The sequence below is a fragment of the Stenotrophomonas sp. YJH_SMC_105-26 genome, assembly GCF_059368915.1.
Window position 1 is genome coordinate 96,818 of record NZ_JCAFSD010000007.1, and the last position, 20,799, is coordinate 117,616.

Here is a 20,799-nt window from a genome sequence, read left to right on the forward strand (position 1 = left end):
CTGGATGTCACCCCGCAACCCGGAACGCCGCCATGACGACCGATACCTTCACCTTCAGCATCACGCACATCCCCTTCAACGAGGATTACCAGCCGGCCGAGGGCACGCGCATCACCACCAACTTCGCCAACCTGGCCCGTGGCGCGTCGCGGCGGGAGAACCTGCGCAACACGATCAGCATGATCAACAACCGCTTCAACGACCTGGCACATTGGGACAACCCGAATGCGGACCGCTATGCGGTCGAGCTGGACATCATCACCGTGGAGATGCACATCGACGGCGCCGACGGCAGCGATCCGTTCCCGTTGATCGAAGTGCTGCGGCCGACCATCGTCGATACGCAGACCGGCGTGCGTAGCGAGGGCATCGTTGGCAACAACTTCTCGTCCTACGTGCGCGACTACGACTTCAGCGTCGTGCTGCCGGCCAGCAACGAGGGCAAGGACACCTTCGGCATTCCGGAGGGCTTTGGCGACCTGCACGGCAAGCTGTTCCAGCACTTCCTGCGCTCGGACGCCTACCGCGCCAACTTCAGCAAGGGGCCGGTGATCTGCATCAGTGTTTCCAGCAGCAGGACCTACCACCGCACCGAGAACCATCACCCGATCCTGGGCGTGGAATACCGCCAGGGTGAGTTCTCCCCCACCGACCAGTACTTCGACAAGATGGGCCTGCAGGTGCGCTATTTCATGCCACCGGGCAGCGTCGCGCCGCTGGCGTTCTACTTCCAGGGCGACCTGCTGGGCGATTACTCGAACCTGGAACTGATCGGCACCATCAGCACCATGGAAGCCTTCCAGAAGATCTACCGCCCGGAGATCTACAACGCCAATTCCGTGGCCGGCAAGGTCTACCAGCCCAGCCTGAAGCACCAGGACTACTCCTCCACCCGCATCGTCTACGACCGCGAAGAGCGCAGCCAGCTGGCGGTCAAGCAGGGCAGGTTCACCGAAGAGCACTTCATCAAGCCGTACCGCGCCGTGCTTGAGCAGTGGGCCGCCCGCTGATCCATCGATTTACCAACCGCCCCAGGACACACGACACAATGCCGACGAAGACGCTGCTCCCCACCTCCACCGCAGGCAGCCTGCCCAAACCCTCCTGGCTGGCAGAGCCCGAAACACTCTGGTCACCCTGGAAGCTGCAGGACGAAGCGCTGCTTGAAGGCAAGCAGGACGCCCTTCGCCTGTCCCTGCAGGAACAGCAGCACGCCGGCATTGATATCGTCAGCGACGGCGAGCAGACCCGGCAGCATTTCGTCACCACCTTCATCGAGCATCTCAGCGGCGTCGACTTCGAGAAGCGCGAAACCGTGCGCATCCGCAACCGCTACGACGCCAGCGTGCCGACCGTGGTTGGCGCGGTGAGCCGCCCGAAGCCGGTGTTCGTGGAGGATGCGAAGTTCCTGCGCCGCCAGACCACGCAGCCGATCAAGTGGGCGCTGCCGGGCCCGATGACGATGATCGACACGCTGTACGACGCGCACTACAGGAGCCGCGAAAAGCTGGCCTGGGAGTTCGCGAAGATCCTCAATGAGGAAGCGAAGGAACTGGAGGCCGCCGGCGTTGACATCATCCAGTTCGATGAGCCGGCCTTCAATGTGTTCTTCGACGAGGTGAACGACTGGGGCGTGGCCGCCCTGGAGCGTGCGATCGAAGGGCTGAAGTGCGAGACGGCGGTGCACATCTGCTACGGCTACGGCATCAAGGCCAACACCGACTGGAAGCAGACGCTGGGTTCGGAATGGCGCCAGTACGAGGAGTCGTTCCCGAAGCTGCAGACCTCCAGCCTCGACATCATCTCGCTGGAATGCCACAACTCCCATGTGCCGATCGACCTGATCGAGCTGGTGCGCGGCAAGAAGGTGATGGTCGGTGCCATCGACGTGGCCTCCACCACGGTGGAAACCCCGGAGGACGTGGCCAACACCCTGCGCAGGGCGCTGCAGTTCGTGGACGCCGACAAGCTCTACCCGAGCACCAACTGTGGCATGGCGCCACTGGCGCGCGACGTGGCCAGGGGCAAGCTGCGCGCACTCAGCGCGGGAGCGAGGATCGTTCGCGAAGAACTCTCGGCATAACCCTGGCTGGGGAGGAATTGTTGTTCGAATGTCGGTTTGACGGAGCCTGGCCGGGTATCGACCAGGCTCCACCCCGCCCCTGCACTTCCGGTCGGGTCTTCATCGCGGGCTGTCGCGGCGCCAGTGCCTGCTTGATCCGTACCACCTCCCCCGCCCCGGCCTCGGCCAGGCGGCGGGCCTGCTGCCGTTGTTCCCGCGAAAGCGCGGGCAACGGCGCAGCGCATGTTTCCGGCGCTACGTCCACCAGGCGTGCCACTGCCTCGCGCAGCCGCAGCTGTGGGCAGAGCCGCGCAGCACACCAGCGCTCGGCGTAGCGCTTGGCCTGCCGCACATTCGTGGCGGCCACCACCTTGGTCTGGGACATCCTGCGTGCATCCAGGTAGACCCGGAAGCCAAGTTCGGCATGCGGCACGATGTTGGCCACCGAGCGCCCGTTCCACCACAGGTCCCAGCGCTCGCCGCTCCGTACCCAGCCGGAGGGCCGGGTGACCGTCATGAACTCTGGAAGATCGAAGGGAGGACTCATGCCGGGAAGGATACGAGCGCCCGTCGCACCGGCTGAGATCCGCACCGTGCGCTTGTTCGAGACCATGAATCGTTAAGGCGCGCTTGCTTCCGCTACGCCTGCTCCGCACCGCCGGGCTACGGGAACAAGAATTAAAGTGACGCGTCACGCTCGATGATGCTTTCGATCCAGTCGATGTAGCGGGACACACGCACGTTGTAGACCACCTGCCCATAGAAACCCGCTTCCAGCGCATGCTCGGGTACGGCGGTGATCCAGGAACCGAGGCCCACCAGCTGCCAGGCCCCATCTTTCTCGATCACCAGCGGGCCGCCGCTGTCGCCGTTGCCGAGCACGCCTTCAAGGGGAAGGCCCTGCGGAGGCGGATCAAACCGGTACCAGAGATAGCGCGTGTTGCCGCCTGTGATCGCGTTGCAGGCCCGCCGCAGCGTCGTACGATGCGGCCCGCCGGGCACCAGGCCAGTCGCACCATTGCCGGTGGCGCCTCTCCCTATCAGGGCGGCAACCTGCGTGACCTCGTCGGCGCCACGGTAGAGTGCGACCGGCGGCACATCGCCCACCGGTGCGGCAAGTCTGATCAGTGCAATGTCATCCGATGCTGCCAGGAACGCGTGGATTTTCGACGCGCTCCCGGTTGCCATCGCTTCCTTGCCCAGCGCCTCGGGCATCCTCCGGTAGCCGGGGTGCAGGAAGACACGCTCGACGCCGTAGCCGTTCCCATTGATGGTGATGGTGGCGCCCCTCCCTTCCATCGGCGCGGCATGCGCGGCGGTAAGCACCCAGCGCGGCGCGATCAGGACGCCGTGCCCCTCGCCCGGCATGTCTGCCAGTGCCGGGAACACCGATGCGTCGATCTGGTACCTGGCATCGTCAACATCATCGCGGATGACCACGGCGCCGGCGGCGAACGGGAGCGTGGCCAATACCAGGAAAATCCAGCGGTTCATGGTTGCTTGCATCCCAGCAGTTCAATCCCAACAGCCTAGGGCATGGCCCTGCCATACGGGGAGATCGTGCGACCAATCCCCGGCGATGGCCGACGAACGCGGGGAAACGGGAGTTGAAGCCAGGCGGGCCATGCCCTACCTGCGGCCCCGATAGGGTTCGCAGCCCACGCCATCATTGTCGCGATCGAGGTGCGGGCCATAGCCCGGATCACCACGCCGTACCGGCGCCGCCCCGGCGGCGCGGGCCTCCGCGCAGTTGGCAAACACCCGGGAACCGCGCGCGGGCGCGGGGGCGAAACTGCTGCGCGGAGTGTCGACGTATCGAGGTGCCGCTGGAGCGCCTCGATGACAGTGATACTCACCCGTTTTCCGGTTGGTGTGGCACCCCTGCTTGTCGAGCCCGCCCGGATGCGCGAGCGCATTGGCGGACAGTGCCAGTGCGAGCATGCCGGATGCAGTCAATACGCTGCAAACGCGGCGTCGTGTGTCCATGCCTTCCCCCTGTCAGGCACTCCTCTGCCAAGGGGAAGGCTAGCATGGTGTCTCGACCGCCAGGCTTGACGCTGCAGCGGCTGCCACTCAACGCAGGTAGTGCTTCAGGAACAGCCAGGTGATCAGCGTCGGCAAGATCAACAAGAAGAAGCTGCGCGTGCTGCACGCCCCGGAGGCAGGCGCCGGCAGTCGCTGATCCCTGGGCGGCCACGGGCTCTGCGCCAATGCGGGGAAATCAATGCACCCGCGCTCCTGTTCCGTCGGTTCCGCCGCATACATCGTGGCTGGCGCCGATCCTCCCTCGCCCCTCGCTCCTACAGTGGATTCGCGGCGACGCACGGCCTGCGCCCCGATGGCAACGCCGCCAAACCCCCACTTTTCGAGCCCACAGGAGCGAGACATGGCACGCCTTTCCCGGACTATCGCTGGCACAGCGGCAATGCGCCCAGCCCCCTCCACGCAGGTTGAACGGAGGGGTGCACCATGAACCAGGTCTACGTCGCAGTCTGGGATGGAGCCCACTATCTGGTCGTCCGCAAACGGGTGCTCAACAGCTGGTGGGGCAGCAATTCCGTTGTCGTACTTTCTGCCGAGGCGATGGCCGCTGTGCTGGCCATCCGCAACGCGTCCGGTGGTGGCACAGAGCAGGACTGGGATCTGGTGAAGAAGCTGCTTTCCGGCGCCTGGCGCGCCGCTGGGTCAGTCGCCTACCGCGGCGAACGCACGCTGCCCCGCACCATGGACGCACTGGACCGGGCGCTTGAAAGCGCCGAACGCGCGCATCCGCAAACCGATGACATCGCCATGGAGACGCTGGCCGCTCTGCAGAGCCTGTTCCGCGAGGACGCAAGAACCCCTCCCCCGTTCAGCGCTGCGCGTACGACCTTGCGGGAGCTCTCCATCGCGTTGCCGCCGCCCACCCGGGGTGCGCCGAACTGGGCCGCTGCGTTGATACTGGCACAACGCCTGGTGGCGGAAGTCGGAGCGTGGTCGGATGGCCTGCCCCCGGCGCTGGTGAACCAGGCGGGGCAATGGGCCCTGCCCGGCGGCGGCCGCCTGAACAACGAACGCAAGGAGCGCGCCGCGCGCCGCGAGTTCGAGGAGGAGCTTGGCATCTGGCTTGGGCAGGGACGCGCCGCATGCGATCTGCGTGCCCGGCTGTTTCCGGATGGGGGAGGCAGCTTCTCCCTGGTTCGCTTCCGCACCACGGCCGAGGAGCTCCTGCGGATGGCGCAGGAGGCCGAGAACAACGTCCAGGCCAGTGCCAGCAGCCCTGTGCGCCCCCAGTCCTGCCTGGTGACCGACTGGGAGGTGGCGAGCATCGGACGGGTGCCGGTGGCCAATCTGCGCAATGTCCTCGGGGCACGTGTGGAGGTTCCGGGCGAAGGAACACTGGAGGTTGACGAGGCCCTGGCCAGCGCCAGGCCCGGTAGCCAGGAGATCGACTGGTACCGGGAGATCGCCGCTCTGCTGTCACCCGCCTGAGCCTCCAGCGCGAACCCGTGTGATCCCCTGCAACCCCAGCGAGGCCCCTCCATGAAAGAGAGCACGCCCGAGCGCGAGGCCCGGCGCCACATCAGCAAGCAGCTCACCGCGCAGATCAACAACGCGCAGGCGTATCCCGACGTCCGCTCGGTCGTGGTCAAGGCCCTGTCGGACATCAAGGACCAGCTGCGCAGCCTGTCCAGCAAGGTACGGCGCGACTACAGCCTGAAGCCTGACGAGCCGCTGATGTTCTTCTACGTCAAGGGCGGCAACGCACTGGACGCACTGCTTGAACGCCCGGCCCAGCCGCCACCGACGCTGTTCGATTTCGGCCGGTCCGACTGGGATACGCAGGTGGTGATCAATCCCTGGATTCCGATCCCGGCCCAGGACGCCCTGCACGGCGGCGTGGAGGACATCGTGATCGAGGTGATGCTCGGCGCCGGCCTCAATATCGCATTGGAGATCAGCGTCTTCCCACCCAACCAGAATCCGCTGGCCGGCCAAGTGGTGGATCTTGCACCGGTGGACATCCATGTGCCGCCCGGCCAGCAGTGCCTGGTGATCTGTGACACTCAGCAGACGTTCCGGAAGGTCTACCAGCGTGACCGCGCGGGCCTGCATCTGTTCACCAGCGAGCCATTGAAGGGCATCGGCACGCCCGCGCCGGTGACAAGCCCGTCCGTGCTGCCCCCGCCGCAGCCGCCACTGCCCGTGCAGCCGCCACCTGCCCCTCCGCCGCCACCCGGCATCATCCTCAACGACGGCATCAAGCCGTTCGTGCTGTACCGCATGGGCTACACCTGGCACGCGCGATGGGTGAAGGATCCGAAGGCGCCTGCCGGCGACGACCCGGTGACGCCGCGGCCGATCCTGATGGAACTGATCGATGTGACCACGCCGCGCCGCGATACCGTGGAGGCCGTGACAGTGTGGTCGGACATCATCCGCAACCATCTGGTGATTGCCGAGGATGCCGGCGCGGAAGAGCGCTGGCGGCTGCCCCTGCCCAGCATGGAGTACCACCTGTGGGAAGGCCTGACCATGCTGTGCGAGATCGCCGCCTATCCCGGCTGGCCGGGTGCGGACAAGCTGGAGAAGCGTCGCCGCAATGTGCAGCGCATCCACGACTGGTACCGCGACCAGCAGGGCGACCTGGCGACGTTCGGCAGGGTGATCGATGGCATCTCGGCGGCGCCGGTGTTCGCCGATGACAGGGACTGCATGCAGCAGGTCGATGCCTGCATGCGTGAGGTCAAAATGCGCATGCAGGCGTCATCTTCGGGATTCGATCACGGCGCCCTGTCGGCCACCCACACGCATCGCCTGCGGCAGGGGCGGCAGTGGGTCGCGCAGCGGGTCGCAACGCTGCTGCAACGCCTGCAGACATCTGCCGCATCCTGTGGCTACAGCGACGATCTGGCGTTGATCGGGACGCTGGCACAGAACCCCTACCTGGATGTCACCCAGGTACCGATCTCCGACGTCGACTGCGCGATGATCATCCGCACCGACCCTGCAACGCTGCGCAGGGCGACGGCGGCCAACTGCTTGAATGCGCTTGCCCAGGATCTTGGCGCGCACATGACCATCGAGGATTCCCTGCACTCGACCGTACGTGCGACGGGTATCAGTTACGAGCGAACGCTGGTGATCTTCGATGCGCCGCGTTCGCCGTCGGCGCGCGTGGCCAAGGCGATCCTGACATTCACCACGGCTGGCCCGGTCGGTTGCCCGTTCCGGGACAGCCCCGACGGTTCCGGGCAGGCCATCGCACCGTTGCTGGACATGGACAACCAGCGCAAGGTGGCAGCCTCGATCGTCCAGGGTTTCGTGCAACGGGCGAATCTGTCCAGGCAGCACGAGATGATCCGGGTGCTGTTGCCACAGGGGGAATGATCCTCCATCAGCGCAGCGCGGGCGGCGGGTTCCGATCAGGTCCGATCAGTCCCTGCCCTCCAGGATCCATGCCTCCAGCGCCTGCGTGTCCCGCATGTCCCCCGCGTAGCGGCGATCCGGCACGTAGGGCTCGTTCGAACCGCGCCCGCGACCGCGGTAGACCTTCATGGGCACCGAAATCCGGCTCAGCCCACTGGGCAATGGCTGAGGCCTGATATCCATGTAGACACTGAGGGCGCCGTCCATCTGGGCGACGAAGCCGGGATTGTGCGGGTCAACCACCCCGGGATGGCTGACGCGCAGGGCCGCGTCAGCAGCCTCCAGATCCATCAACAGCGTGCTCGGCCAATCTGTGGCAGAGCCTTGGGTGCCTGCTGCCAGTACCGCACCGACCAGCAACGATGCGAGCGCCATCGATTCACCTCTCTACTGGATTGCGTTCCAGGCTGGCAGCTTTCAGGTCTGTCGTGCCGCGCCCGCCGCAACGGGCGCGGCGCCACGTCAATGCAGGGGCACCTTCAGCACCGAAGGCGCGTTGGCCGGTGAGCTGAAGGTCACCGCACCGCCCAGCTGGCTGATGCCTGCATAGCGCAGGTCCACGGTATCGACCACCAGGGTCAGGCGGCTGCCGGCCGGGAGGTTCCAGCTGCTGGCTTCCAGGCGGAGATCGATTGTCTTCGGCTGGCCGGGCGTGGCCCCGCGCAGGGTGTAGGGCTTGTGGCTGACCAGCTGGCCGTTGCCCAGCACGTCTTCGGCATACAGGTAGGCATACAGCGTGGTATTGGCGCGGCTGGGCGTCACCGTCACCCGCACTTCCGGTGCGCCATCCAGGCGACGTGCGCTCCAGTAGATCGGGCCCTGCCAGACGCCGGCGGCGTTGCGGCCGACGAACGGTACATAGGCGCCGGGCGGCAGGTTGATCATCTGCAGTGCACCGGAGGCCATCACCACGCCGGAATTGGCAGCCGTCAGCAGCCCGCTGCCGATGCGGTAGCTCCAGCCGGTAGCGCCACCGTTCTCCGCCAGGCCGCCGGTGGGCAGCAGCAAACCGGAGGGTGCGGTCAGGCCGTAGCTGACGGCGCCCGCATTGGTGGCCTGCCAGTCCGGATAGCGGCTCCAGCTGCCCTTCTGCGACTTCAGCTGCACCGCTGCCTGGCGATCGATGCCATTGTCCACGCCCTTCAGGTAGTGGTCGAACCAGTCGCCCACGGCGGCATAGACCTCATTGGGAATGCCGAACGCACCGAAGGCCTCGTTGAGGGCATGGTCGCCGTGGCGCAACTGCAGCTGCTTGGGCCCCTTCAGGCGGTTGAAGAAATCGACCAGCTGGCCCGGCGGGAACAGGCTGTCATTGAAGGCATTGGCGAGGAATACCGCCGGCTGGTTGGCGTTGATCTCTTCAAGGCCGCTGGCCGGGCTGCGCTGTGCGGCCACCGGCAGCAGCGAGTCCACCGCCCCCTGGTAATTGCCGACCAGCACATTGCGGTTGATGGTGGCCAGCTCCGCGCCGGGGCGGCCGGTCGCCAGGCCCGCCGCCACCAGCAGGGCGATGCCCTGGGCGCTGGGTGTGTCATGGCTGTACAGCGACGCCTGCAGGTCGGCCCAGCCACTGAGTGCGGCAACGGCCTTGATGCGGGGATCGCGCGCCGCCGCCAGCAGGCTGGTGCCGGCGCCATAGGAGATGCCCGAGACCCCGATCCTGGCCGGATCGGCGCGGGTGTTGTCCAGCGCCCAGTCGATCAGCGCGCTGACATCCTCGACCGTGGCGGGCCCGGCGATGTCGATGCTGCCACCTGACTCCCAGAAGCCGCGCGAGCTGTAGCTGATGACCACATAGCCGCGCTGCGCCAACGACTGTGCCACGCCCACGTACTCCACGCTGGGCACCGCCCAGCTGCTGGGCATGACCAGCAGCGGATAGCGCCCGCTGCCGGCATCCTGCGGTTCGATGACGAAGGCCCCGAGAGGCGTGCCATCCCAGCTGGGAATGGTGCGATGGGTGGTCTTGACCGTGGCGGCCCAGGCGGTGGGCGCCAGGCCGGTCAGCAGGATCAACAGCAGCAAAAGCTTGCGCATCGTCGTCTCTCCCCGTCGGTGGTGGTGCAACGGGTCGGACCGTACCAGTGCGAATGGTGGCTGGCACCTTGCGACGCAGCATGGCGCAAAGCGCACCTTGGTATGCTTCGCGGCACTGCGGTCCTCCGCAGGCTCCCATCAATGCAAGGATGCCCCCCCGATGCGCAGGACGCTCTTCGTCGGCACGCTCTTGAGCGTGGCCAGTCTGTTCGCCCCTTCAGCCGTGGCGGCCCGGGACCCCGACGTCACGGATGACTGCAGCGAAATCGCGCAGTTGATGTCCAACGACGACTTTCCGGCACTGGACGCGATGGCCGCGCGCCTCCGCACGGGCGAGCTCAACGCCGCCGGCGAATCCCGGCTGGGCCGTTTCTACCTCTGCATGTCGCGTGCAATCGGCACGGCGCGGCAGGAGGTGGAGGCCTGGAACCGCTGGTCGGCCTGGGCGGCGCGCTGGGTTCAGCATGCGCCAAAGTCGCCGGCAGCCCACCTGATGACTGCACGGATTCCGCTCAACCTGGCCTGGAGCTACCGCGGAAATGGTTACGCCAACACCGTCAATGCCGAAGACTGGGCTCAGTTCCATGAGTACAACGCGGCTTCGCAGGCCTACCTGCAATCGCATGAGGGCGTTGCCGGCGGCGACCCGTTCTGGCACGAGATGAGCGTGCTGATCGCGCTGCGCGAGGGCGCGGATGACGAAGAACTACTGACGCTCGTCGACCGTGCAGCGAAGGCCTTCCCCGACTACGAGCCGCTGCACTTCATTGCCCTGCAGCACTTCACGCCGGCCTGGGGCGGCAGCGCACGGAAGATGGAAGCCTTCGCACGGCGCTCGATGGCCAGTATCCCGAAGAAAAAGCGGGCCATGCGCTACGCACGGCTGTACTGGTCAGCCACCGCGTATTCGGCCGATCACTTCCGCGCGGCGACACCCGATTGGCCGCTGATGCGCCAGGGGCTGGACGAAATCGCACAGCGCTACCCGACCATCGACAATCTGGAGACCATTACACGCTACGCCTGTTGGGCGCGTGACGGCGATGCCCTGGATCGGTGGAATCGCCTGTACTTGAGCCGAAGTGGTTTCAGCGAGGCAGTCATTGCGGACTCGAGCGAGCAAAGCAGGGCCGCCTACCTGGCGCCGGATGCTGGGCAAGAGGCTTCCTTGTAGAGCCAATCGGTGCGGAACCGGGCCACGGAGGATGCGCGGTCCAGCATGCACTTCACACCTGCAGGGTGCTTAGCACGTACGCATGTCAGCCACGGACCGCGTGATCTGACACATCACCAGTGCTTGCACCCGGTCACAGCTTCGCGTTCTCGTCGTTGACCAAAAGACGACAGCTTGTGACGCTTGCGACACCGCGCGGCCTTCCGGGCCCTCCTCATCGCGGCCTCGCTCTACTGCACTCCGCATCACCCGTATCCGCAACGCCTTCACATGACACAGGCCGGGCCTGGTCGTGGCGGGCAGCTGCGTCCTGAACTCTTTGCTGGAGAATCGCAATGCGCCTTGCAAGCTTCGTCTTTGCCTTCGTCCTCAGCGCCTTTGCCGGCGCAGCCCAGGCCCAGGTAGTCACCCTCAACAAGGGCGGCTTCGTGCTCACCTACGACTGCAGCATCCACAGTGCCACCCGCTACGAGTACACGCTCACCGCCGATACCGGTTCGGCCGCACGGCCGTCCAGCTTCTACAAGGACCCGGACCTGCCGGCCGGTTGCCTGGGCCAGACCAGCACCGCGTCCTACGCCAGCATCAAATCCGGCTATGACCGTGGCCATCTGGTCACGTCCAACCACATGGATCACGACGCGACCTACATCCGTCGCGCCAACTACATGACCAACATCGTGCCGCAGGTGTCCAGCTTCAACCAGGGCATCTGGGTGAAGGCCGAGAACGTGGCCGAGTGCTACCGCGACATCGCGCCGGTGGACGTCTACGGTGGCGTGGTCTACGGCGATGCCGCCAACGATTATTTCCTGGCCAGCCATGGCATTCCGACGCCGGAGTTCTTCTGGAAGACGATCATCACCCGCGACCCGAACACCGGAACCGCCAAGGCGATCAGCTGGATCATCCCCAACGAGGCCAACCTGGGCAGCCTGGACAATTACCTGGTGACGATTGCGGATCTGGAGGAACTGCTGGGCGCCAGCTACGTGGCGATCAACGCGCCGGCCTCGCTGAAAAACATGCTGCCGGCCACCACCTGGCCGCAGCCGGCCGGGTGTGACCTGGGCTGATCGGTGGGCAGAGGAACGTCACGATGCCTGTGCGCGCAGCCATCGTGACGCCAGCACTCTGGCCAGCAGGAACTGCACTGCGGCGCCGACGACGGTGGCAACGACAAGCCCGCGACCTGTCGTCGGCGCCCCAGCGGACAGCGCTCGCAGAAGATAAGCCATGCTGGCCAGGATGATCAGCAGCGCCGTGGCAAGCAGGATCAGCGACACCACCATCGTGCGCGCCGTCGATGCGGGTTCCGGCGACGGCGCGCCGGCCCATAGGCCGGCAAACGTGGCCAGCGCGCAGGCCACCAGCAGGATCAGGCTCGCAATCTGCAGCTGCGCGGCGCCGTCGGCAACGGGCATGATGAACTCGCCGGGCGAGAATCCCACCGGCAGCTGCGCCACCAGGATGGGAAGCAGGCAGCTGCCGGCCACCAGCGTCACCGCGCCGGCGATGCTGGCACTGATGAGGTGATGGTGCCCGCCCTCGGCAGGGATGCGCCGCTGCATCAGCAGCGCCGGCACCAAGGCCAGCAGCGTGAGGAGCAGTGCATGTGCAAGCATGCCCAGACTGATGGCGGCGACGCTGTAGACGGGAAACTGCGCCTGCGCCAGTGGAATGCGCATGGCGCGATCCAGCACGACGAGCAACCCGAAAAAGGCGATCGAAGCGATCACCGGGTGGCGGATCCGCAGCGCGCCGCGACGCCCGAACAGCAGCATCGACACCAGTACCGCCGCTCCGGCGAAGAGACTCAGCCTGAAACCGAGCTCCGCCAGCGCGTAGCCGATTTCACGTGAGGCCTCGGGCGGGCCCAGACGGGGCCCGAATTCGACCAGGCGGAGGGCTACGGGCAGATACAGGCAGAGCACGTAAAGCTTGGCGGCCATCGCGAACTGGATGGGGTACGCACTGAAGAATGATCGCAATCGGTTCAAGGCGTATTCCCGTGCAGGCGCTGGGCGGGCTGACCTGGCAGTCTAGCGTTCCTGTGGCCCGCGTGCCCCGCCCGACCCGCTATGGGAAAATGGCGGGCACGTCGCCCCTTTGGCTGTTCCCGGAGTAGTAGATGTCCCGTTTCCCCTTCGATGCCGTGCTGTTCGACTGCGACGGCGTACTGGTCGATTCCGAGCCGCTGGTGGCCCGTGTGCTCTCGGAAATGCTGACCGCACGCGGCTGGCCGCTGACCCCGGCGCAGGCGGGCGAGGTCTTCCTCGGCCAGTCCGTGGCTCATCTGGCCGGGCTGATCGCAGAGCGCACTGGCAAGCCGTTCACCGAGCAATGGCTGGAGGAATTCCGCCAGCAGCGCAACCGTGCGCTGGAGCAGGACCTAGAGGCGATCCAGGGGGCGCCCGAGGCCGTGCGTGCGATTGCCGCGGCCACCGGCGGGCGGATTGCCTGCGCCTCCGGTGCCGACCTGTTCAAGGTGAAGCTGCAGCTGGGCAAGGTCGGCATCCTTGATGCCTTCGGTGCCCATGTGTTCAGTGGCCAGGACATGCCGAACACCAAGCCTCACCCGGATGTCTATCTGGCCGCCGCCGCAGCGCTGGGCGTGGACCCGAAGCGCTGCGCGGTGATCGAAGACACCGTGACCGGCGCCACCGCCGGCGTCGCGGCAGGTGCGACCGTGTTTGGTTTCAGCGAGGGCGGCCCGCACCACAGCACGCCGGAGGCCCTGCGCGCTGCGGGCGCGAAGGTGATCTTCCAGCGCATGGAGCAGCTGCCGGCAGTGCTGGCGGCCTACGCCGCCGACGCAGCCGCCTGAGGCGGCCTCAGCCCGCAGCGCCCAGTGCGGCGCCGCGGCGTTTCCCGGCGTAATGCAGCACGAACAGGTACAGGCCGGTGAACAGCTGCAGGAACAGTGGCGGCAACGGCGAATAGGTGATCCACGCTGCAGGCTCGCCCTGCCCCAGCCCGCGAACGACGAAGTTGGCGATCACCGCCAGGGTGAAGACGATCGAGGTCCAGCGATGTACGGGCCGCGCCCAGCCACCGCGGCTCATTGACGGCGCCTCGCTTCGGAGCGCGCTTCGATCATCTTCCAGCCATTGCCGGACGGGTCGCGGAACCCCGCATCGATGGCGCCGTAGCGTTCGACCGGCGCCTGGGTGAACTCCACGCCCTGCGCCAGCCATTCCGCGTAGCGCGCGTGGCAGTCTTCCACTGCGAGCACCAGCGGCGGCATTGCGCCCTTGGCCACCAACTGCTGCAGCGCCTGCGCGGTGGCCGCATCGTGGGTGGGCGGACCGGGCACGAACAGGCCCAGCTGGAATCCGTCCTGGCCGGGGCTGCGCACCGTCAGCCAGCGGTAGCTGCCATTGCGCACGTCGGTATGCACTTCGAAGCCGAGCGTGCCGACGTAGAACGCGAGCGCCTCATCCTGGTCGCGCACATACAGGCCGACCGTGTTCACAGTGTTTGTCATGGGACCTCCCTCAGGTGGGATCCACGTTAGCAACCGCCTCGCGGCGGCGCTTCTCCAAAACTGCGATGTTCAGGTCCGGTCGCTGCGCGGCACGTGCGTGGCATTCCGGCACGCTGGCCGGCGTCGCCTCGCCGGCGCGCTCGCGCTGGCGCACATTGCCCGGGCTGTCGCCGGTGATGTCACGGAAGATGCGCCCGAAGGTACCCAGGCTGCTCCAGCCGGTCTGCGCGGCGATCTCGGTGACCGGCAGCTCGGTGTCACGCAGCATCGCCACGGCCCGTTCGATGCGGCGGCTGAGCAGGTAGCGGTGCGGCGGCAGGCCGAATGCCTGCTTGAACGAACGCGCGAAATGCGCAGGCGATACCGCACTGACCTCGGCCAGGCGGGCCACCGGCCAGTCCTCGTGACTGGCGTGGTCCATCCGGTCCTTGGCACGCAGCAGGCGCCGCAACAGTTCCGGGCTCTGGTTCATGGCGTCACCGCGTGTGCCAGATGATGTCGCGACGCACGCCTGGCCTGCGCGGCCTGCTCGCCCAGCCAGTCACCGAATGCGATGACCTTGGTGCTGCGGCTGCGCGCCGTCGGTGCCACGAACCAGAAACCGCGCCCGTCGCTGGCCACACCGGGATGTGCCTGCACCAGGCGCCCACTGTCCAGTTCGGCCTGGAACAGGATCGGCGAGCCGATGGCGATGCCCTGCCCGGCAATGGCAGCACCGACATCCAGATGCTCCATCGCAAAGGGGGTGACGAAGCTCTCCGGGTCCGGTGGCGGAACAGCACCATGTGCGGAAAACCACAGCGCCCACCAGTCAGGCCTGCCGAGCAGTGGAACCTCCAACGCCCGCCGACCGAGCCCGTCTGCCGCCGGCAGCAGCGCTGGCGCGCACAGCGGAGTGAAAATGCTGGGGAACAGGGGCGTGGCCTGCAGCCCGGGCCACGCACCATGCCCGTTGCGGATGGCGGCATCGAAACGCCCGGCGGCCAGGTCCTGCGGCTCTGCCGACAGGTCCAGTTCCAGCACGATGCTTGGATGGCGCGCGCGGAAACTGCCCAGGCGCGGCGTCAACCAGCTGGTGCCCAGCGTCGGTAGAACGGACAGGCGCAGTCGTGCCGCATCCATGTCAGCGGCGCGCATGAAACTGGCGCGCAGCGCGTCGAAGGCCCGGGTGGCCTCCACTGCGACGCTCGCACCGGCGGCGGTCAATTCCACATGCTGGGCGTGGCGCAGGAACAGGCAGGTCCCGGTCTGGGCCTCCAGCCGGCGCACGTGGTAACTCACCGATGCCGCACTGGTGTCGAGCTCCTCGGCGGCGCGGGCGAAGCTGCCCAGCCGTGCCGCCGCCTCGAAGGCGCGGATGGCGACAAGCGATGGCAGCTGGCGTTGGGTCACCATAAGTGTGGCTTAGCCTGAGCCCCGATTTCCGCGTGGTCAATCCCCCTCGCACGCGCAACGATGGAGGCACCTCCGGCAAGGGATCACGCACATGGATCGACGGCAGTTCCTGGCCACCCTGGCCGCCACGGCAGCGTCCACCGCCCTGCCCTCCGGGTGGGCCCCGGCCAGCCCCAGCGCAGACTGGAAATGGTTGCAGGGCAACTGGCAGGTCCGGCACCAACGCCTGAAGGAGCGCCTTGTGGGCGATACCCGCTGGGACGCCTTCACCGGCGCCAGCGCGGTCTGGCTCACCCTGGGCGGGCTCGGCACCATCGATGACAACGTCATGGCACTGCCTTCGGGCCCCTACAGGGGCCTCGGCGTGCGTGCCTTCGATCCGGTGTCTTCCACCTGGTCGATCTGGTGGATCGATGGGCGCACCCCTGCCCATATCGAAGCGCCCGTGCGCGGCGCCTTCGCAGGCGATGGCGGCAGCTTCCGTGGTCGCGATGACTTCAAGGGACACCCCATCGAGGTCTGGTTCCGCTGGCATGACATCCACGGCGATGAGCCGTGGTGGGAGCAGGCGTTCTCCGACGATGCCGGTGCCCACTGGGAAGTGAACTGGCGCAACTGGTTCCGGCGCACTGCTGCGATCCCCACTCCGCTTCCGAAGCTGCCGGATGCACCGGGCGATTTTGATTTCCTGGTGGGCCATTGGAACGTGCGCCATCGCCGCCTGCGCGCTCGGCTGGCAGGCAGCGATGCGTGGGACGCGTTCAACGGCACCCTGCACAACTGGCCGGTACTGGGCGGATTCGGCAACGTGGGCGACAACCTGATGGACGTGCGTGGAGCACCGCTGCGCGGCATGGGCATCCGCGCCTGGAATGCGGCCGAGCGGCACTGGCTCAGCTGGTGGCTGGATGGCCGCGCGCCGACCCGGATCGGCGAGCCACTGCGTGGGGGATTCGAGGCCGGTGTCGGCCGCTTCTTCGGCGAGGACCAGCACGAGGGACGGGCGATCCAGACGCGGGTGATCTGGTCACGCATCACCCCGCGTTCGGCGCGCTGGGAACAGGCGGCCTCCGCCGATGGTGGACGCAGTTGGGAAACCAACTGGGTCAGCGACTTCGAGCGACAGGCATGAAGGCGCTGCTGGCCGTGATGCTGCTGGCATCGGCATTGCCCGTGCCCTCCCCGCCCGTGGTGCTGCGGATCATCGGTCCCGCCGAGCGCTTCGCCCCCGGCATTGCCTCCACACAGCATGACGAGATCCGGCTGACCCTGAGTCCGGACGGCAATACCGCCCTGTGGTTCAGCCGCAACCGGCCGGGGGGGCCTGCGGGCTACGACATCTGGATCTCGCACCGCGAAGGTGACCGCTGGCGGCCGGCCACGCCAGTGCCGTTCAACACGCCGGGGCGCGACTTCGATCCCGCATTTTCCGCAGATGGGCGCGTCGTGTATTTCTGCTCGGACCGCGCAGGCGGCCAGGGCGGTGACGATCTGTATCGGGTCAGCATGGGGAGCGACGGTCGATTCGGGGAGCCAGTCAATCTTGGCCCCGCAGTGAACAGCGCGGCCGATGAGTTCGCGCCGATGCTCTCGCCCGACGGTCGTACGCTGTTGTTCTCCAGCGATGGTGCGGGCGGTGCTGGCGGCCATGACCTCTACAGCGCGGCGATGATCGGCGGCGTCGCGCAGCCGGCACGGCCGCTGGCGGGAGACCTCAATACCGCAGCGCAGGAGTTCGATTCCACCTTCCTGGGCGACGGCCGAACGGTGGTATTTGCCCGCGCCCAGGACTTCGGCAGTGCACCGGTGCGCCAGTTCATTGCCTACGAACGTGGAGGCCGCTATGACGCAGGCCATGCTTTGCCATCGCCCGTGAACGCGCCCAGCGGCGACAGCTACGGCGCGATGCTGGATGGCTCGCGCCGCGACACGCTGACCTACTCGGCGCGACGCGCCGGTGGTGAGGGACTGGACCTGTACCGCGTCCGCTACCGGATGATGCCGCCCTGAAGGCAGTGGGTGTCGATTTCCCACGCGCCCGTTCGTCGAGAGGTTGAGTACCCCAGGAGAAAATGCAGATGCCTTCCCAACAGTCCCTTGCCTGCGCCTGCGGCCAGGTCCGCCTGACCACCACCGGCAGCCCCATCGCCAGCGTCGAATGCTGCTGCGACAGCTGCCGCAGGGCCGGCGCCCGGATGCAGGCCCTGCCCGGCGCACCGCAGGTGCTGGGGCCTCAGGGCCAGACGCATTTCGTAATGCAGCGCAAGGATCGCGTCCGCATCGATGCCGGGCATTCCCGGCTGCACGCGTGGCGGTTGTCCAGCACGGCCGGCAGCCGCCGCGTCGTGGCGGGCTGCTGCAATACGCCGCTCTTCCTGGAGTTCAGCGGTGGCCATTGGCTGAGCCTGTATGGGCTGTTGTGGCCGGACGCGATACGCCCCGCCGTGGACATGCGGACGATGGTCAACGATCTTCCCGACGCGTCTGTCCTTCCCGGCGATGTGCCCAACCTGAAGACCCACTCGCTGCGGTTCCATGCCCGGCTGTTGAAGGCGTGGATCTCCATGGGCTTCCGCAGCCCACGCATCGAGATCACGGGAGACAGCCATGCCTGAGCCCGAGCGGATCGAGATCGAGAGCATCACCACGCCCGGGCACATCCAGCGCGTGGATCGCGCCAAGTACATGGCCATGCGCGCGGCCCTGCTGCGTGCCTTGCCCAGGCAACCTCCCGGGATGACGGTGGCGCAGGCGAAGCAGGCGCTCTTGCCGCACCTGCCCGCATCGCTGTTTCCGCAAGGCGCCACGGCCGGTTGGTGGCTGAAAGCCGTGCAGCTGGACCTGGAGGCCAAGGGCGTGATCGAGCGTCTTCCAGGCACGCCATTGCGCCTGTTCAAGCACGTGCCGGCCGGCTGATCAGCGCTGCGCCGGCAGCTCCAGCCGATGCTTGCGGCACAGCCGATACACGGTCACCCGCGAGATCTGCATCTGCCGCGCGCACTCGGAGACGTTGTAGCCGGTCTGCCGCAGCGTCTGCAGCAGCACATCACGTTCGGCCTGGCCGCGGGCATCGTGCAGCATCGCCCCCGGCGGCGCATGCACGGGCCCTCCCAGTTCGAGGTCACGCTCGCTGATCAGCTCGCCTTCGGCCATGATCGCCGCCCGCTGCACCCGGTTCAGCAGTTCGCGCACGTTGCCGGGCCATTCGAAACGCCGCATCGCCTGCAGCGCAGCGGGTGCAAAGCCACGTGCACGCACGCTGTGGCGCAGGCGGAAGCAGCGCAGGAAATGCTCCGCCAGCAGCTGCACATCAGCGCCGCGCTCGCGCAGCGGTGGCATCAGCAGGCGCAGCACGTTGAGGCGATAGTAGAGATCGCTGCGGAACCGCCCCTGCGCCACCGCGTGCTCCAGTTCGACGTGGGTGGCCGCGAGCACCCGCACGTCCGCCCGCAGCGGCTGGCTGCTGCCCACGCGCTCGAACGTACCTTCCTGCAGCACGCGCAACAGGCTGGTCTGCGCTTCGGCCGGCAGGTCGCCCACCTCGTCAAGGAACACGGTGCCGCCGGATGCGGCCTCGAATACGCCGATCTGGCGCTTGTCAGCACCGGTGAACGAGCCACGCTCGTGGCCGAACAGCTCCGACTGCACCAGGTTCGCAGGGATGGCACCGCAGTTGACCGCGATGAACGGCTTGCCCGCACGGCCGGACAACGCGTGCAGTGCATGTGCCGCCAACTCCTTGCCGGTGCCGGTCTCGCCGGTGACCAGCACCGGCAGATCGACCGGCGCGAACTTGTGCAGTACGGTGCGCACCGCATGCAGCGCAGGACTCTCGCCGATCAATGCGCGCGGCCCCTGCCCGCCGCACACTTCGTCAGCAGACGTATCCTCCGCGTCGAACTGCTGGCGCATCGCCGCCACCAGGTCCTGCAGGCCGAAAGGAAGCGTGAACCGCGAGATGCAACGCTGCAACAAGGGCAGCCACGCGGCAGGCGTGGGCCCTGCGCCAGGCGGCAGCACCGCCAGCCAGGTCAGATGCGCGTGCTGTTCGATCCACGGCGCCAGCAATTGCTGGGCTGGCGCATCCAGATGGCGAAGATCCAGCACGGCGAGCAGCCGGTCGCGCCCGCGCAGGCCGATGGCCATCGCCGGGTCGGGATGGATGCGACGCACGTACCAGCCTGCGGCCGCCAGCGCGCTGCGCTCGTTCGCCAGCGGCTCGCCGAACCAGAGCACGCATCGTGACGCAGAAGCCTCCGGGACCGCTGCCATGCTTCCCCCAGCATCCGGACACCGTCGGCGGACTGTCAGGCAATCACCGGCGTGCCGCCCCTCCGCCGGGACCTCTACGGCCACCGCGGCGGCCTTTGTTGCGCGGATCCTAGCGCTGCGCTAAATGGCGGCGCAATGAGCGGCGCGTCAAGAAAGCACTGGCTGAAGCGGCATCGTTACAGTCCGCGGCGGCACCTGTAACACCCGTGCGACAGTCGGGCGCCCGCCTTGCCCTGCGGCGCTTGGCGCTGCGCAATCCCAACATTTTTCCCACGCTGCTGTAACGACGCGGCAGCAACGCTCCACACCCGCCAGTGCCCACCCCCCTGGCTGCCAAGCCTTTCAGGGTTGGCACGGTTGATGCGTGGTTCCGCCGCACCCATCACGGGAGATCGGCATGGACGGCATCACCCCCATTCGCGGCCTGCTGGCAATGCTGGCCGTGGCCCTGCTGTCGGGCGCCGCGGGCGCCTCTGCCTCCGGTGCCCGCCAGGGCGTGAAGGCACAACCGGGCGAAATCGTCCTGTTGCGGGATGTGGCCGCGCGGCCGGCTTATCGCATGGCGCCCCCGGGCATGGCGCTGATCGCCGACCCGAAACCGCAGCGCGAGATTGCGACGGCGCTCGGTGCGGGTACCCCGGCAAACGCGATGGACGAGCTGAGCGATGAGGACTATGCCGGCATGGGGGCGGGGCACACGGCTGCGACCGCGCCCCCCACGGGCACCACCGTCGAACGGGTCGCCCAGCAGGCCCTGGGCGGCACGCTGGGACGCAGCAGTGACGGCATGCTCGGCAGCAGCCTCGGTGGCGCACTGGGTGGCCCACTGGGCGCGGTCGGGAACAGCCCCCGCGGCATCGGCGATACCGTGCGCGGCGCGCTCGCCCAGTTCCCGTTGCAGGGCCCGGCCCCGGCAGGTGGCAAGTGAAGCGGGCACGTTGGCTGCTGCTGGTCCTGTTTGCC

22 protein-coding genes and 1 pseudogene are annotated in these 20,799 nt (G+C 67.3%); 12 read left to right on the forward strand and 11 right to left on the reverse strand.

The annotated features are described in order from the left end of the window. Positions 1-32: 32 nt before the first annotated feature. Entirely contained in the window at positions 33-1,010 is a 978-nt protein-coding gene (locus tag AC5P7F_RS16130; RefSeq protein WP_014647228.1) for a DUF1852 domain-containing protein, read from the forward strand. A gap of 38 nt (positions 1,011-1,048) precedes the next feature. Then, positions 1,049-2,083: a methionine synthase gene (locus tag AC5P7F_RS16135; protein WP_014647229.1), complete on the forward strand. Its 1,035-nt coding sequence runs from the start codon at positions 1,049-1,051 to the stop codon at positions 2,081-2,083. Here the strand turns inward: AC5P7F_RS16135 and AC5P7F_RS16140 are convergent. The 3 genes from AC5P7F_RS16140 to AC5P7F_RS16150 all read right to left on the reverse strand — a co-directional run bounded on the left by AC5P7F_RS16140 (position 2,040) and on the right by AC5P7F_RS16150 (position 4,048). Then, positions 2,040-2,675 (reverse strand): hypothetical protein, encoded by a 636-nt coding sequence (locus tag AC5P7F_RS16140; protein ID WP_164076912.1) that lies wholly within the window; start codon positions 2,673-2,675, stop codon positions 2,040-2,042. The two genes, AC5P7F_RS16135 and AC5P7F_RS16140, sit on opposite strands and share 44 nt — an antisense overlap. 65 nt (positions 2,676-2,740) lie before the next feature. Then, complete coding sequence (locus tag AC5P7F_RS16145; RefSeq protein WP_164076913.1) at positions 2,741-3,556, reverse strand: trypsin-like serine protease; 816 nt, start codon at positions 3,554-3,556, stop codon at positions 2,741-2,743. Between the two features lie 135 nt (positions 3,557-3,691). After that, positions 3,692-4,048 carry an excalibur calcium-binding domain-containing protein gene (locus AC5P7F_RS16150; protein WP_088375214.1) on the reverse strand — a complete coding sequence of 119 codons (357 nt, stop codon included), beginning with the start codon at positions 4,046-4,048 and terminating at the stop codon, positions 3,692-3,694. Between the two features lie 483 nt (positions 4,049-4,531). Between AC5P7F_RS16150 and AC5P7F_RS16155 the strand changes: the two genes are divergently transcribed. Then, on the forward strand, positions 4,532-5,533 hold the full coding sequence (locus AC5P7F_RS16155) for an NUDIX hydrolase (protein ID WP_046430775.1): 1,002 nt from the start codon (positions 4,532-4,534) through the stop codon (positions 5,531-5,533). Between the two features lie 51 nt (positions 5,534-5,584). After that, positions 5,585-7,432, forward strand: coding sequence for a hypothetical protein (locus AC5P7F_RS16160; RefSeq protein ID WP_164076914.1), 1,848 nt, complete (start codon positions 5,585-5,587; stop codon positions 7,430-7,432). 45 nt (positions 7,433-7,477) lie between these two features. Here the strand turns inward: AC5P7F_RS16160 and AC5P7F_RS16165 are convergent. Then, positions 7,478-7,663, reverse strand: a pseudogene (locus tag AC5P7F_RS16165) (S41 family peptidase); the annotation flags it as partial. A 270-nt stretch (positions 7,664-7,933) separates the two neighbouring features. Beyond that, on the reverse strand, positions 7,934-9,508 hold the full coding sequence (locus AC5P7F_RS16170; protein ID WP_164076915.1) for a CocE/NonD family hydrolase: 1,575 nt from the start codon (positions 9,506-9,508) through the stop codon (positions 7,934-7,936). A gap of 160 nt (positions 9,509-9,668) precedes the next feature. Between AC5P7F_RS16170 and AC5P7F_RS16175 the strand changes: the two genes are divergently transcribed. Beyond that, positions 9,669-10,682, forward strand: a complete 1,014-nt coding sequence (locus AC5P7F_RS16175) for a hypothetical protein (protein ID WP_495204175.1) — start codon at positions 9,669-9,671, stop codon at positions 10,680-10,682. A gap of 335 nt (positions 10,683-11,017) precedes the next feature. Further along, positions 11,018-11,758, forward strand: a complete 741-nt coding sequence (locus AC5P7F_RS16180) for a DNA/RNA non-specific endonuclease (RefSeq protein WP_164076916.1) — start codon at positions 11,018-11,020, stop codon at positions 11,756-11,758. Between the two features lie 18 nt (positions 11,759-11,776). On the opposite strand, the gene AC5P7F_RS16185 is transcribed toward AC5P7F_RS16180, so the two are convergent. Continuing rightward, entirely contained in the window at positions 11,777-12,634 is an 858-nt protein-coding gene (locus AC5P7F_RS16185; protein WP_239510464.1) for a hypothetical protein, read from the reverse strand. Positions 12,635-12,813: 179 nt separating this feature from the next. Here AC5P7F_RS16185 and AC5P7F_RS16190 point away from each other — a divergent pair, with 179 nt between their 5' ends. Further along, on the forward strand, positions 12,814-13,509 hold the full coding sequence (locus tag AC5P7F_RS16190) for an HAD family hydrolase (protein ID WP_014647239.1): 696 nt from the start codon (positions 12,814-12,816) through the stop codon (positions 13,507-13,509). A 7-nt stretch (positions 13,510-13,516) separates the two neighbouring features. Here the strand turns inward: AC5P7F_RS16190 and AC5P7F_RS16195 are convergent, their stop codons facing one another. From AC5P7F_RS16195 to AC5P7F_RS16210, 4 genes are read right to left on the reverse strand one after another with little or no spacing between them, the layout of a single operon-like run. Next, positions 13,517-13,747: a hypothetical protein gene (locus AC5P7F_RS16195; protein WP_032957563.1), complete on the reverse strand. Its 231-nt coding sequence runs from the start codon at positions 13,745-13,747 to the stop codon at positions 13,517-13,519. Next, positions 13,744-14,169: a VOC family protein gene (locus tag AC5P7F_RS16200; protein ID WP_164076917.1), complete on the reverse strand. Its 426-nt coding sequence runs from the start codon at positions 14,167-14,169 to the stop codon at positions 13,744-13,746. The genes AC5P7F_RS16195 and AC5P7F_RS16200 overlap by 4 nt, the downstream gene beginning before the upstream one ends. 10 nt (positions 14,170-14,179) lie before the next feature. Further along, entirely contained in the window at positions 14,180-14,641 is a 462-nt protein-coding gene (locus tag AC5P7F_RS16205; protein WP_014647242.1) for a helix-turn-helix domain-containing protein, read from the reverse strand. Next, positions 14,638-15,564, reverse strand: coding sequence for a LysR substrate-binding domain-containing protein (locus tag AC5P7F_RS16210; protein ID WP_014647243.1), 927 nt, complete (start codon positions 15,562-15,564; stop codon positions 14,638-14,640). The genes AC5P7F_RS16205 and AC5P7F_RS16210 overlap by 4 nt, the downstream gene beginning before the upstream one ends. Before the next feature lie 91 nt (positions 15,565-15,655). Between AC5P7F_RS16210 and AC5P7F_RS16215 the strand changes: the two genes are divergently transcribed. From AC5P7F_RS16215 to AC5P7F_RS16230, 4 genes are all read left to right on the forward strand, one after another. Beyond that, complete coding sequence (locus AC5P7F_RS16215) at positions 15,656-16,696, forward strand: hypothetical protein (RefSeq protein WP_481462549.1); 1,041 nt, start codon at positions 15,656-15,658, stop codon at positions 16,694-16,696. After that, positions 16,693-17,574: a TolB-like translocation protein gene (locus tag AC5P7F_RS16220; protein ID WP_164076919.1), complete on the forward strand. Its 882-nt coding sequence runs from the start codon at positions 16,693-16,695 to the stop codon at positions 17,572-17,574. Before AC5P7F_RS16215 ends, AC5P7F_RS16220 begins: the two co-directional genes overlap by 4 nt. Positions 17,575-17,642: 68 nt before the next feature. Continuing rightward, complete coding sequence (locus AC5P7F_RS16225) at positions 17,643-18,179, forward strand: GFA family protein (RefSeq protein ID WP_440572891.1); 537 nt, start codon at positions 17,643-17,645, stop codon at positions 18,177-18,179. Beyond that, positions 18,172-18,480 carry a DUF6958 family protein gene (locus AC5P7F_RS16230; RefSeq protein ID WP_014647247.1) on the forward strand — a complete coding sequence of 103 codons (309 nt, stop codon included), beginning with the start codon at positions 18,172-18,174 and terminating at the stop codon, positions 18,478-18,480. Before AC5P7F_RS16225 ends, AC5P7F_RS16230 begins: the two co-directional genes overlap by 8 nt. On the opposite strand, the gene AC5P7F_RS16235 is transcribed toward AC5P7F_RS16230, so the two are convergent. Then, positions 18,481-19,836 carry a sigma-54 interaction domain-containing protein gene (locus AC5P7F_RS16235; protein WP_075076949.1) on the reverse strand — a complete coding sequence of 452 codons (1,356 nt, stop codon included), beginning with the start codon at positions 19,834-19,836 and terminating at the stop codon, positions 18,481-18,483. A gap of 397 nt (positions 19,837-20,233) precedes the next feature. Here AC5P7F_RS16235 and AC5P7F_RS16240 point away from each other — a divergent pair, with 397 nt between their 5' ends. Beyond that, positions 20,234-20,764 (forward strand): FapA family amyloid fibril periplasmic chaperone, encoded by a 531-nt coding sequence (locus AC5P7F_RS16240; RefSeq protein ID WP_164076921.1) that lies wholly within the window; start codon positions 20,234-20,236, stop codon positions 20,762-20,764. The last annotated feature ends 35 nt before the right edge of the window (positions 20,765-20,799 follow it).

Coding starts and splice junctions, on each gene's coding strand:
- AC5P7F_RS16155 (WP_046430775.1), top strand. CDS start 4,532: ATGAACCAGGTCTACGTCGCAGTCTGGGATGGAGCCCACTATCTGGTC.
- AC5P7F_RS16195 (WP_032957563.1), bottom strand. CDS start 13,747: ATGAGCCGCGGTGGCTGGGCGCGGCCCGTACATCGCTGGACCTCGATC.
- AC5P7F_RS16215 (WP_481462549.1), top strand. CDS start 15,656: ATGGATCGACGGCAGTTCCTGGCCACCCTGGCCGCCACGGCAGCGTCC.
- AC5P7F_RS16130 (WP_014647228.1), top strand. CDS start 33: ATGACGACCGATACCTTCACCTTCAGCATCACGCACATCCCCTTCAAC.
- AC5P7F_RS16180 (WP_164076916.1), top strand. CDS start 11,018: ATGCGCCTTGCAAGCTTCGTCTTTGCCTTCGTCCTCAGCGCCTTTGCC.
- AC5P7F_RS16175 (WP_495204175.1), top strand. CDS start 9,669: ATGCGCAGGACGCTCTTCGTCGGCACGCTCTTGAGCGTGGCCAGTCTG.
- AC5P7F_RS16225 (WP_440572891.1), top strand. CDS start 17,643: ATGCCTTCCCAACAGTCCCTTGCCTGCGCCTGCGGCCAGGTCCGCCTG.
- AC5P7F_RS16190 (WP_014647239.1), top strand. CDS start 12,814: ATGTCCCGTTTCCCCTTCGATGCCGTGCTGTTCGACTGCGACGGCGTA.
- AC5P7F_RS16160 (WP_164076914.1), top strand. CDS start 5,585: ATGAAAGAGAGCACGCCCGAGCGCGAGGCCCGGCGCCACATCAGCAAG.
- AC5P7F_RS16210 (WP_014647243.1), bottom strand. CDS start 15,564: ATGGTGACCCAACGCCAGCTGCCATCGCTTGTCGCCATCCGCGCCTTC.
- AC5P7F_RS16140 (WP_164076912.1), bottom strand. CDS start 2,675: ATGGTCTCGAACAAGCGCACGGTGCGGATCTCAGCCGGTGCGACGGGC.
- AC5P7F_RS16145 (WP_164076913.1), bottom strand. CDS start 3,556: ATGAACCGCTGGATTTTCCTGGTATTGGCCACGCTCCCGTTCGCCGCC.
- AC5P7F_RS16170 (WP_164076915.1), bottom strand. CDS start 9,508: ATGCGCAAGCTTTTGCTGCTGTTGATCCTGCTGACCGGCCTGGCGCCC.
- AC5P7F_RS16135 (WP_014647229.1), top strand. CDS start 1,049: ATGCCGACGAAGACGCTGCTCCCCACCTCCACCGCAGGCAGCCTGCCC.
- AC5P7F_RS16240 (WP_164076921.1), top strand. CDS start 20,234: ATGGACGGCATCACCCCCATTCGCGGCCTGCTGGCAATGCTGGCCGTG.
- AC5P7F_RS16200 (WP_164076917.1), bottom strand. CDS start 14,169: ATGACAAACACTGTGAACACGGTCGGCCTGTATGTGCGCGACCAGGAT.
- AC5P7F_RS16230 (WP_014647247.1), top strand. CDS start 18,172: ATGCCTGAGCCCGAGCGGATCGAGATCGAGAGCATCACCACGCCCGGG.
- AC5P7F_RS16220 (WP_164076919.1), top strand. CDS start 16,693: ATGAAGGCGCTGCTGGCCGTGATGCTGCTGGCATCGGCATTGCCCGTG.
- AC5P7F_RS16235 (WP_075076949.1), bottom strand. CDS start 19,836: ATGGCAGCGGTCCCGGAGGCTTCTGCGTCACGATGCGTGCTCTGGTTC.
- AC5P7F_RS16205 (WP_014647242.1), bottom strand. CDS start 14,641: ATGAACCAGAGCCCGGAACTGTTGCGGCGCCTGCTGCGTGCCAAGGAC.
- AC5P7F_RS16185 (WP_239510464.1), bottom strand. CDS start 12,634: ATGGCCGCCAAGCTTTACGTGCTCTGCCTGTATCTGCCCGTAGCCCTC.
- AC5P7F_RS16150 (WP_088375214.1), bottom strand. CDS start 4,048: ATGGACACACGACGCCGCGTTTGCAGCGTATTGACTGCATCCGGCATG.